The organism is Frankia sp. AvcI1 (assembly GCF_001420875.1).
GTDB lineage: Bacteria > Actinomycetota > Actinomycetes > Frankiales > Frankiaceae > Frankia > Frankia alni.
Genome location: NZ_LJFZ01000012.1, coordinates 155,431 through 167,916 on the forward strand (window position 1 = coordinate 155,431; position 12,486 = coordinate 167,916).

At 70.4% G+C, this 12,486-nt stretch carries 2 protein-coding genes and 5 pseudogenes; all 7 read left to right on the forward strand.

Annotated elements, in window-relative coordinates; all coding sequences use genetic code 11:
• Positions 1 to 1,909 precede the first annotated feature (1,909 nt).
• The coding region (locus UK94_RS52440) for an AAA domain-containing protein (RefSeq protein ID WP_268761364.1) at positions 1,910 to 3,561 on the forward strand (1,652 nt) is incomplete at its 3' end.
• Position 3,562: 1 nt separating this feature from the next.
• Positions 3,563 to 3,973 (forward strand): annotated as a pseudogene (locus tag UK94_RS52445) (AAA domain-containing protein); the annotation flags it as partial.
• Positions 3,974 to 5,469: 1,496 nt separating this feature from the next.
• A partial coding sequence (locus tag UK94_RS52450) for an SNF2-related protein (RefSeq protein ID WP_235487992.1) occupies positions 5,470 to 6,470 on the forward strand: 1,001 nt, incomplete at its 3' end.
• A 1-nt stretch (position 6,471) separates the two neighbouring features.
• Positions 6,472 to 7,201 (forward strand): annotated as a pseudogene (locus UK94_RS52455) (helicase); the annotation flags it as partial.
• 1 nt (position 7,202) lies between these two features.
• Positions 7,203 to 7,437, forward strand: a pseudogene (locus tag UK94_RS52460) (helicase-related protein); the annotation flags it as partial.
• 1 nt (position 7,438) lies between these two features.
• Positions 7,439 to 8,480 (forward strand): annotated as a pseudogene (locus tag UK94_RS52465) (helicase); the annotation flags it as partial.
• Position 8,481: 1 nt separating this feature from the next.
• Positions 8,482 to 8,701 (forward strand): annotated as a pseudogene (locus UK94_RS52470) (hypothetical protein); the annotation flags it as partial.
• Between the last annotated feature and the right edge of the window lie 3,785 nt (positions 8,702 to 12,486).

Consider the following 12,486-nt stretch of genomic DNA (forward strand, 5'->3'; position numbering starts at 1 on the left):
CGGTGGTCGCGGCGTTCTACCCGCAGCCCGGCGGGTCGCCGCGGCCGTCTGCCGAGCAGTTCGGGATCGCCGTCCCGTCCGCGGATCTCGGACCAGGCGGGTCGGCGGCTCCCGGCCCGGTCGATCAGCAGCCTCGGGGCGGCGAGACGATCCGGATCGCCGGCCGCAACTGCCTGCTGCAGGGTGATCCGCAGCAGTGGCGTGGCGGCGATGCCTGGGTCCTGCGGACAGGAGCGGCCACGGTCATGGCCACGCCGCCCCGCCCAGCCTGGTTCCGACAGGTACTGATCCGGCGGCCGGATTCGGCTGCGGATGCCCACGTGGCGGCGATCGACACCCAGCTACGCCTACTCGACCGGATCGGCGGCCGGCACGGCCTGCCCCGGCTGATCGAGGGCCGGGTGAGCTCGGCGGAGGCCGCCGTCCTCTCGGCCCGGCCGGCGGGCCGAACCTGGCGGGAGGTGTTCGGCCCGGTGGACCCGACCCGAGCCCGCCCGCTGGACCAGGTGACCGCCGTCGGTCTGCTGACCGTCGTCGAGCGGGTGGCCGATGTCCTGACCAGGCTGCACGACGCCGGGCACAGTCATCGGGCCCTGACGCCGGACGGGGTGATCCTCACCACCCCGAGGGGCACCCCCACCCTGCGTGACCTCGGCCTGGTCGGCGTCCGTCGTCGGCCCGGGGAGGGACCTGCCGAGTACCGCGCACCGGAGCAGGAGCGTCTCGGGTTCCACCGCCCCGAGGTCGGATTCCGCACCGACGTCCACCGGCTGGCCGCCATGGCCTACCACTGTCTGACGGGACGGCCGGCCGGTGGGCTGCCTGCCCCGCTGCGCGCCTTCGGGTTCGACGTGCCGGCCGAACTGGACGAGGTTCTCCTCGCCGCCCTCGACTCCGATCCGGACCGGCGACCCGGCCGGCCGGGCCTGCTCATTCCCGCGCTGCGCGCCGGCACGGACCATCTCGCTCGGGCCGGGCACTGATGGCCACAGCCCCGATCACCCTGCCCGGCGGGATCGCCCTCGCACCGAGCGCGCGGGTGACTGAGCAACTGGCCGGCGCCCGCGTCCAGGGCAACGAGGATCTCGACCCTGAACGCTTCGTCGACCAACTCCGGCGGATGTCCGGCACCGGCGTTCCGNTCCGCCTGGAGACGGACCGGAACAACTCGACGACGTTTCGCGTCTACACCGACACCCACGTCGCGCTGCTACGACCGACGAACCGCGATGACGGATACATCGTGACCCACGTCGCCCGGTGGGGCTTCCGGGATCACCGGAGTCTCGCCCAGGGCTTTCTGCGCGTTCACTGCCCGCAATGGTCCCTCTATCCGCACGTCAGATACATCGGGGCTGGTCACCGCAGCTATTCCGGTGTCCTGGGCAAGGCCTGGGCGGCGCTGGNGACGTCGGCGGCGGCGTCCGCCCGGGTGCCCGCTCGACACCTCGACTTTCTCGACACGGTCGAACGGATCATCATGCGGACTCGGGATCTGGAGCGGGAACGGCTCGCCGCCACACCGTTTCTCTACCGGGCCCGGCGGGCGACCCGTGAACAGCGGTACTCAGCCCGCGGCGTGTACGAGTTCCGGTTGNCCGAGACGTACCAGATCTCGGAGGGCGCNCAGGTTCAGGTCAACGACGACCGGGAACTACGCGGCGTGGTCCTGCGCAGCGAGAACCTCGACGTGACGGTTCGGTTCGACGGCATTCCCGACTTCGCCCGCATCCCGGCGCAGGGCGCGCTGACGGTTCTTCCGAGCGATGTCGTCTACAAGGCTCAGCTCGGCGCGGTCNCCGCCCTGCGGGATGGGGAGGCGACCAGTCCCCGCCTGCTGGCGACCCTGGCGGAGCACCGAATTCTGCGGCCGTCCCAACCCGACCGGTCGGCGATTCCGAGCCGCCCGCTGGACGGCGGCCAGCTCGAGGCCTACCAGCGGGCGCTGGGAGAACCGGACCTGCTGCTCGTGCTCGGCCCCCCGGGCACCGGGAAGACCTGGACCATCACCGAGATCGCCGTCGCCGAGGCGGCAGCCGCCCGGGCCGGCGCCGGGGGCCCGCGGCGCATCCTGGTCACCTCGCAGAGCAATCGGGCCGTCGACAACGTCCTGGCAGGTCTGGCCGACCTGCTGCGCTGCGTGCGGGTCGGCAACCCGGAGGCGCTGACCGGCCCGGCCCGCGAACTCACCGCCGAGGTCCAGGTGGAGGAGTTGAAGGACAACCTCCTGCGGTATACGGAACCGATCGTCTCGGCGCTGGAGCCGTTTTCCGGGGCGGGGGGCACCGGCGATGCCGCCGGGGTCCAGTTGGCGCTGCTGCGCACGCAGATCGGCGCCGCGCAGCAGTCCGACGTGGTCGTCCGGAGCCGGGATGCCGAGCTGGACGACATCTCCCGGCGGGTCCGAGCCCCACTCGAACCGCAGATTGCGGCGGCCCAGACCACGGTCGAGCGGCTGGCGGCGGAGGCGGCGAGGAGGCAGGAACGTCACACCCGGGCCCGGCTGCGGCACTCCAAGGCGGCCGGCCGACGCGTTCCCGGCTGGTGGGCGGCGATTCACCGTCGAGGTGTCGCCCGACGCCAGCGGGCCCTGCAGGCCGCGCAGGTCCGGGTCGACGAGGCGGAGCAGGAACTCGCCGCCGCCCGGTCCGATCGCGACGGCGTGCTGGCACAGATCACGATGCTTGTCGCCCGGGACAGCGTCGGTTCCCGGCTGCTGGCGGAGCGGGAGTACGCCTGGGGTGACCGTGAACGCGCGCTCACCCAGGCGGCGCGGGCCGCGGAGCCGCTGCGCGCGAGGCTGGAGCTGGCGGGCTGCGGCTCCGGCTTTCCCGACGGGGAGGCCGACGACGTCGCTGGCTGGGAACGGCGCGAACAGGGCCTCCTCGACGCTGTCGGTCTCGCCCGCACCCGGGCATCCCTGCTGGCCGACTGGCGGGGCCGGGTCCCCACCGCGGACGAGGAGCTCAAGCACGAACTTGTCGGCTACGCCGACGTCATCGCCGCGACCTGTATCGGTGTCTCGACGAAGAAGCTGCTGACCGGGCTGTCCTTCGATCTCGCCATCGTCGACGAGGCGGGTCAGATCGCCCTGCCCGACCTGCTCGTCCCCCTGGTCCGGGCCCGCCGGGCGGTGCTCGTCGGCGATCACCATCAGCTTCCCCCGTACCTGGACAGCGAGGTCGCCCGGTGGGCGAAGGGGCTCGCTCCGGGCGCGGAACTGTCCGCCCCGGTGATCAGTGAGACTCGGGACATCGTCGAGCGCAGCGAGTTCGAGCGGCTTTTCGAGCGGCTCGGCGCGGAGCACGGGGTGACCCTGACGACCCAACGCCGCATGCCCGCGACCGTGGCGACGTTCATCTCGCATTCCTTCTACGGCGGTGTGCTCACCACCGAGCATCCCGGAACCGGGCCCGATCCGCTGTTCACCAGTCCGTTGGCGTTTGTGGACACCTCCGATCGGCCGCCCCGGGAACGGCAGGAAAGCCGCGCCGGCACGAACGGCGGCATCAGCAACTGGCTGGAGGCGAACCTCATCGCCACCCTGGTCGCCCGCTACGCNGGCCACCATCGCGACTGGGCGGTGATCGTTCCGTATCGGGAGCAGGTTCAGCTCCTGCGGCGCACACTCATCTCCAGGCTGGGCGGGCCGGGAAACGTCGAGGACAACATCGGCACCGTGGACGCGTTCCAGGGCAACGAGCGAGATCTGATCATCTATGGGTTCACTCGCAGCAACCGGACCGGATCGGTCGGATTCCTGAGCGAACTGCGCCGCCTCAACGTCGCGATGAGCCGTACCCGCCGGCAGCTCGTCCTCGTCGGAGATCTGGACACGCTTGGCAGCTCCACCGACGCCGGCTTCGCGAAGCTCATCGTGGAGCTGAGAACAGCCCTGTCTGCGGTGGGGGACCTGCGCGGCTCCCGGGAGATCGAGGCACGCCTGCGCGGAACCGTCGAGGAACCGCGGTGAGCCGCCCCCCGGCCGGCGCCGCCCCGGCGGGCAGCGCCGCCCCGGCGGGAGGCGCCGGCGACTGGCTGCTGTTTCCCGCCTTTCGGGCCCTCGAGCTGACCATGGCGATGCCGGAGATCCGTCCACTGCGGATCTTCTCGGTCCGCTGGCCGCTCTGGCAGGTGGAGGNTCAGGCCACGTTCGAGGACAGCCAGCCCTTCGACGTCGTCGACCACTATCTGTTGCGGGGGGTCGTCGAAGGCCGGTTGCAGACGCAGGACGAGCTCGCCCGCTTCTTCGGACTGTCCGGATCACTCGTGGCCCGAGGGATCGAGCATCTCCTCCACATCGGTCATCTCCAACGGGACGGCCGCGACGCAGGAGTGCTGTGGCCCACCGAGCTGGGCGGCGCCTCGGTCCGGGACGGGGTTCGCTACGTGCTGAAGGAGAGCCGCCAGCTTCTGCTTTTCGACGCGTTCACCCACCGCCCCTTCCCGCGGGCGTACTACGACGGCTCGGTGCGCATCGTGCCGGACGGCGAGGGGAACCCCGGTGACCGGCGTGATCGGTTCAGGCCGCTGACGTCCCCACGGCCGTTCGAGTTCGACGATGCGGTGCGGGCGGTGGGCTCGCGGCCGGACCGGGACCGGTTCAACGTGCCGCGCCGCCTGCGGAATCTGCACCCGGTGAGCAACGCCCCAGCCTGGCTGCCGGCCCATCTCGTCCTGGCCGACGGGGNGACGGTGCTGGCCTTCACCCAGGCTGCCCAGGACCGGGACCGGTTCCTCGAGGAGCTGTGCCGCCACGCGCCACAGGTGGTGCACACCCTCGTGGGTGAGCGCGGCGCCGAACCACGTCAGATCTGGGTGGAATGGCTGCGTGCTCAGGGATTGGGCCAGGCGGTACTGACCAACCTGCCGAACGGGGTGTGGCGGGCGACGCTGCCGTCCCAGACGTTCGGCCCAGCGGCCCGGCAACCGTATTACCGGCTTGGCTCCTTCCAGGTGAAGGACACCTACTTTCTGCAGTTGTGGTGCGACGACGAGCAGACGCGGGCGACGGCGGTGCGCAGCCGCGCCCTGGCCATCTCCCGCCGGTACGGGCTCGGCCGGGCAGAGTTCGAGGACTCGGTCGCCACCGTGGCGAACCTGCTGGAGGTGCTGGTCCCCACCTTCGACGAGCTGCTCGAGTACGCCGCGGAGTCGGGCACTCCCGCGCAGCTTCGGGCGCTGGAGGCACTGCGATAGTCACCCGCTGGCTTGTGAACTGAATTCACAGTCGCTAGACTCTNGTTGGATGTCTGGTTGGTCGGGGATGTGTGGGTGTCCGACGTTGGCGGGCAGCCGCAGGCGCGAGGGGTGGCTCGGTGTCCTGCCAGAATGATNGGGCTGTCCGTGAGGGGGATGAGGATGCTGGGTTCGACTACGGAGCGTGCGTGGTCTCGTGACGGCGCAATCTCGGNGNGGGCGGAGTTGCCCGGCATCGGGGCGCTGGTCGAGGTGCGTGGACAGAAATGGGTGGTCGCGGAGACCGACGCCCAGGCCGCGCCGGACGCCCAGACCGCGCCGGATGGTGCGGGAGCACGGCACGGCTCGGGGCCGGCTGTGCCGAGTTCCCTCGTCACCCTGCAGAGCGTCGAGGACGGTCGGTACGGGCAGACGATCGAGGTGATCTGGGAGGTCGAACCGGGCCGGCGCATCCTGCCCAGCGGCTCCCTGCCCGAGGTGACCGGGGGCGGCTTCGACTCGCCGGAACGGCTCGCGGCGTTCCTCGACGCCATTCGCTGGTCGGCGGTGACCTCGGCGGACGCCCGTCGGCTCCAGGCTCCGTTCCGCTCGGGGGTGGCGGTCGAGGACTATCAGCTCGAGCCGGTGGCCCGGGCCCTCGAGGCGCCGCGGGTGAACCTGCTGCTCGCCGACGACGTCGGCCTGGGTAAGACGATCGAGGCGGGGTTGGTCGCCGAGGAGCTGCTGCTGCGTCATCGGGCCCGGCGGATCATGATTGTCTGTCCGGCCGGGTTGACCCTGAAGTGGCGCGACGAGATGGCGGAGAAGTTCGGCCGCGAGTTCACCATCATCGACGCGGAGCGGTGTGCCGCGGTCCGCCGCTCGCATGGCAGCGCGGCGAATCCGTTCGAGGTCTATCCGCTCACGATCGTCAGCCTGCCGTGGCTGCGCGGCCCGAAGGCGCAGCGGCTGCTCGACGAGGTGCTGCCCGGCGACGGCCAGCCGACTTATCCGCGCACGTTCGATCTGCTCATCCTCGACGAGGCGCATCACGTCGCCCCGGCCGCGCCGAAACAAGTCTACGCGGTCGACTCCCAGCAGACGAAGCTGATCCGAAGGCTCGCCCCGCATTTCACCCACCGGCTGTTCCTGTCCGCCACCCCGCACAATGGCTACCTGGCGTCGTTCACCGCCCTGCTGGAGATCCTCGACGACCAGCGGTTCGCCCGCGGGGTGGCACCGGACCGCAAGGCGGTCGAGGAGGTGGTCGTCCGCCGGCTGAAGGGTGGCATNGAGAACGCGGACGGCACGCCGCGGTTCCAGCTGCGCCGCTCCATCGACATGCCGGTGGTCTATCCGGACAGCGAGCGGGAGATCCACGGCCTGCTCAAGGAGTTCTCCGCGCTGCGCCGGGTCCGGCTGAACACCGAGCGCGGCCGGAAGGCGACCGACCTGGTGACGTTGCTGCTGAAGAAGCGGCTGTTCTCCTCCCCGGCCGCGTTCGCACACACCGTCGTCGTCTACCGGGAGACCCTCGTGGCACGGCAGGGACGGCCGGGCCGGGCGGGTTCCGCCGGCGGTTCGCAGGTCTCCGGCGGCCTCGGCGGGTTCGACGACGACCTCGACGAGGTGCCGGAGTGGTTGGAGGACTACTTCGACGATGTCGCGACCCTCGACGACACCCAGCTCGCCGAGGCCGAGGACGACGCGCTGGACCGGGTTCGCCTGATGCAGCCGGACCCCACCGAGTCCGAGATCGCGCTGCTGGAACGGATGCAGCGCTGGGGGGACGCCCACGAGGCCGAGCCGGACGCGAAGGCCCGCGCACTGCTCGACTATCTGGCGGCGGTCTGCCGGCCGGACGGGAAGCTCTGGCTGAACGAGCGGGTCGTCGTCTTCACCGAGTACCGCGACACTCAGATCTGGCTCGCCGGCCTGCTGCGCCAGGAGGGGCTCGGCGGCGAGCGGCTGGGCCTGCTGCACGGCGGCCTGCCCACCGATGAGCGCGAGCAGCTCCGGCTGGNCTTCCAGGCCGACCCGAGCGAGCACCCGGTGCGGATCCTGCTCGCCACCGACGCGGCCAGTGAGGGCATCGACCTGCAGAACCACTGCCACCGGCTGGTGAACTACGACATCCCGTTCAACCCGAACAAGCTGGAGCAGCGGATCGGCCGGATCGACCGGTACGGCCAGCGGCAGTCCCCGGAGATTCGCCACTTCGTGGGCTCCGGGTGGACCGGCGCGGTCGACTCCTACGAGNCCGACCTGGAGTTCCTTTCTCGGGTGGTGAAGAAGGTCGCGCAGATGAAGGCCGACCTCGGGTCCGTGAACGCGGTGCTCTCCGATCGGGTGCAGCGCCGGATGCTCGGCGAACGGGTCGCCGACCCGGCCGACCTCGACGTCACGATCAACGCGGCGGCCGCGAAGGACGAGGCTGTCCCGGTCGCCGAGAACGTGCGGGAGCAGGTGCGCCGACTGCGCGCCACCCTGGACGACACGGTTCGCGATCTCGGCATCACCCCACGGGCTGTGCAGCGGGTGGTGAGCACGGCGCTGGACCTCGCCCGCCAGCAGCGGCTGACGCCGCATGTCGACGAGCGCGGCGACCTGTTCGGCGATCACCTCCCTGGTTACTTCCCGGGTGCGCCGGACAGCGATCCGGGCGACGGGATGTTCGACGTGCCGACGCTGACCGGCTCCTGGGCACGCGCCTCGGCCGGGCTGACCGAGAAGCTGCACCGCGACGGCGCCCCGCCGCGCCAGCTGCCCATCACGTTCGACGCGGCGGTGGCGCGGGGCCGCGACGATGTCGTACTCGCCCACCTGGGCCACCGGCTGGTGGACATGTCCACGCGGCTGCTGCGCGGCGCCGTCTCCAACGCCGACGTCGGCCTGCACCGGGTGACCGCCGTGCAGACCGACGATCCACGCTGCGAGGAGGTGCTCGTCGGTGCGTTCTCCCGGTTCGTGCTGGTCGGCGCGGACGGGGTGCGGCTGCACGAGGAGGTGTTGCAGGCCGGCGGCTGGCTGCCGGCGGCGGGCCGGTTCCGCCGACTGGAGAACCTCACCGTCCTCGGGGAGATCGTCTCCTCGGCGCTCGCCGCCGGCCGTCCCGTCACGAAGGAGACCCAGGAGCGGCTCGCCGAGCGCTGGCCGGCGGCGCGCGAGGGCGTGCTCTCCGCCCTGAACTGGCGGACGAGGACGCGCCAGGAGTCGCTGACCCGCATCCTGGCCCAGCGCCAGAGCGCCGAGGAGACCCGGATCACCGCGATCCTGGACCAGTTCGCGGGCACGCTCAAGGCNGCGCTCGACAGTCCCGAGAACGAGGAGGGCGTCCTGTTCAGCCTGGAGCAGCTCACCAGGAGCCGGGAGGAGCTGGCCCAGTTCCGCAAGGACCGGCAGTCCTGGGAGGAACGCCTGCACCGGCTGGAACGGGAGAAGCAACGGGAGCTTGATGTGATCGCCGGCCGCTACCGTGACCCGCAGCAGCACCAGTTCCCGGTCGCGGTGGTCCTGGTTGTGCNGGCCCGGGAGGCAGGACGATGAGCGCGGGGACGGCAAGCGCAGGGACGGCGGGTGCGGGGACGAAGAGCCGCGGCCGCGGCGGCTCCGGTGGGCCCGGCGGTTCCGGGCGGCGGCGTCCCCCGGTCCAGGATGGGGCGGCGCAGCATCGCGACTGGCTGAGCCTGATCGACGTCAGCGGCCCGTTCCTCAGCCTGCCGGTGCTGCGGCGGGTCTGGCCGACGCTCGACGCGCTGGAGAAGAAGACCCGGGAGCGGCTGCGTCGGGAACACGCCGCCTGGCTGGACGCCCCGGCGGCCGGCCAGCGCGACTGGGCCCGCTTCGTGCTCGCCGAGCTGCTCGGCTGGGGCGACGCCCTGGTCTGGCCCGAGGCCGCCGGCCGGCTCGACGTCGGGACTGTCGATGCCAGGACTGTCGATGCCAGGACCGATGCCAGGACCGATGCCAGGGCCGAGACCGAGACCGAGACCGGGGCTGCCGACCCGCTGTCCGCGCTTGCCGTGGACATCGATCAGCACGACACCCGCGTCGTCCCGTCCTTCGTCCTCGTCGACCCGAATGTCGACGTCGCCGGTGCCGGTGCCGGGGTGAAGCCGGACGCGGTGCGGCTGCTCGGCCTGGTCGTGGCGCCCGGGCAGTCGCCGACGGGGCGGATCGCCGGGCAGGCGTGGGCGGCGACCCCGGTGGACCGGGCGGCGCTGGCCTGCCGGCATCACGGCGTCGAGCTGGCGCTGGTGACGAACGGCCGGCAGTGGGCGCTGGTCTGGGCGCCGCGCGGCGGGGTGACGACGACGGCGGTGTTCGACGCCGTGTCCTGGCCGGAGGCGGCCGAGCGGGACGTGGTGCGGGCGTTCGTCTCGCTGCTGTGCCGGCGCCNGTTCTTCGGGGTGCCGGACTCCGAGACGCTGGTCCCGCTGCTGAAGGCGAGCCTCGGCAGCCAGGAGGAGATCACCGAGGCGCTGGGCGTCCAGGTCCGCCAGGCCGTGGAGTTGCTGGTCGCCGCGTTCGGCCGCTGGCACGTCGCCGAGGGCGCCCGCGGCGGCGTCGGGCTGCGCGACGTCCGCGAGCATGACGTCTACCGCGGCGCGGTCGCGGTGATGATGCGGATCGTGTTCCTGCTCTACGCCGAGGAACGCGGCCTGCTGCCCGCCGACAACGACCTGTACGCGGGCACGTACTCGGTCGGNCGGCTGTGCGCGGAGCTGGAGCAGCAGCTCTCCGACGGCGCCACCGAGGACGACCTGGAGCAGTCGACGGCGGCCTGNCACNGGCTGCGCGCGGTGTTCACCGCCGTCTACACCGGCGTCGACCATCCCCGGCTGCGGATGCACGCCCACGGCGGCTCCCTGTTCGACCCGGCGACCCATCCGTGGCTGCCGCTCGGCGTCGACGACCGGACGGTGCTGCACATGCTGCGCGCCGTGNAGTACATCCAGGTCGGCTCCGGACGGTCGCGGGAACGGCGGACGTTGAGCTTCCGCTCCCTGGACGTCGAGCAGATCGGCTACGTCTACGAGGGCCTGCTGTCCTACGACGCGAAACGGGCCGGCGCCGGCGAGGTCGTCGTCGGCCTGGTCGGCAAGGAGGGCCTGGAGGCCGAGGCGACGCTGTCCGAGCTGGAGGACCTGGCGTCGCGGCACCGGGGCCGGCCGCTGCTCGCCGCCGCCCTCGCCGAGACGTACGCCGCGAGTGGCCTCGGCTCGGCGAAGGCGATCGAGAAGCGGCTCGTCCCGCTGGAGGACGCCGAACGGGAGGAAGCCCGCAAGGCCCTGCTCGCCGTGACCCGCGGGGACTACCCGACCGCCGAGCGGCTGCTGCCGTTCTTCGGCCTGCTGCGCCGCGACCTGCGCGACCAGCCGGTGGTCATTCTGGAAAGCGGCCTGTACGTCACCGAGTCGCCGCTGCGGAAGAACACCGGGACGCACTACACGCCGCGCTTCCTCGCCGAGGAGGTCGCGAACAACGCCCTGGAGCCGCTGGTCTACGCGCCCGGCCCGTTGCAGACCGCCGACACCACCGCCTGGAAGCTGCGGTCCAGCACGGACATCCTCGCCCTGAAGGTCGCCGACATCGCGATGGGCTCGGCGGCATTCCTCGTCGCCGCCGCCCGCTACCTCGGCGCCCGGCTCGTCGAGGCCTGGACGCTGGAGGGCGACCCCCGCGCCCGTGGACGGTCGGATGCGAACCTGCCCGGGCACGACGAGACCGGCGAGTGGCTGGGCCGGGACGCCGAGGAGGACGAGGTCGTCGTCGAGGCCCGCCGCCAGATCATCGAGCACTGCCTGTACGGGGCGGACATCAACGAGATGGCCGTCGAGATGGCGAAGNTGTCGCTGTGGCTGGTCTCCATGGACACCCGCCGCCCCTTCACCTTCCTCGACGNCAAACTCGTCGCCGGCGACTCCCTGCTCGGCATCACCTCCCTGGACCAGCTCGAATACATGCACCNCGACCCGGCCAAGGGCCGCGAGATCCACTCCGACATCTTCGGCTGGACCGCCGGCATCCGCGAACTGGTCCGCGACGTCGCCGCGGAACGCCGCGAACTCGTCGAGAAGGACGGCTCGTCCCTGGACGGCCTGGACGAGAAGAAGGCCCTCCTCGACGACGCGAAGGCGCGCACGGCCCAGATCACCCTGTTCGCCGACGCCCTGATCGGCGCCACCCTGGCCCACGCCGGCCGCGGCGAACGCGGCCAGAAGATCGCCTCCGAGACGGCCGCCAAACTCGCCGCCGACATCGCCGAGGGCCGCCGGGACGTGGACGAAGCCCAGCGCGAGATCACCCGCTGGCTCGCCACCGACCACGTCAAGGGCAGCTTTGCCCGCAAGCCCATCCACTGGCCTCTGGTCTTCCCCGAGGTCTTCGAAAAGGGCGGCTTTGACGCTATCATCGGCAACCCCCCATTCTTGCATGGTTCCCGCATAACTGGCTCATCGGGATTCTCCTATCGCGAGTTCTTGATCGATGTCGTTGCGAGTGCAACGAGAGGAAATGCCGATCTAGTGGCATTCTTCGCCTTGCGGTCGGCTATGCTTGTCAACATCTCTGGCCAGTTTGGTTTGATAGCCACGAACACGTTGGCGCAGGGTGATACTCGCGAGGTTGGACTCGATCAACTCGTTAGGGCCGGTGCTACTATCCGTCGGTCGATCAAGAGTGAAGCGTNGCCCTCGCGTGCGGTAACCTTGGAATACTGCGCTGTGTGGATATCGAAGACACCTGTAAATGAGGCGGCCGGGTGTGTTGCCGATGGACGCCAAGTGGCTGGCATTACCACACTCCTCGATGCTGAATCTAGATCTGTCGGGTCTCCGAAGCGGCTAGTTTCAAATGAGAAGATCGCATTCTACGGTACGTACGTCCTTGGCATGGGTTTTACCATGAGCCCAGAGTCTGCCGTCGGATTGATTCGGCAGGAGCCAAGGAACAGAGATGTTCTTTTTCCGTATCTCGGAGGAGACGATCTAAACTCGAGCCCTACGGTAGAGGCGAGTCGCTGGATCATTTACTTCCGGGATTGGCCTGAATCGAAGGCGAGGTCTTATCTCGATTGCTATCATCAAGTTCTTCGTCTAGTCAAACCCGAACGAGAGAAAAATAGTATTAAACAAGTTCGCGAAAGATGGTGGATCTTCAAGCGACCAACTACCGAGTTGTTTCGNCTTGCATCAGGCCTTGACCGTGTCCTAGTGATCGCGCGTCATAGTAAGACGGTACTCCCAGTCTTTGTGTCAGGCGATCAGATTATGAGCGACGCAACAGTGGTTTTCGCGACTGATAGTG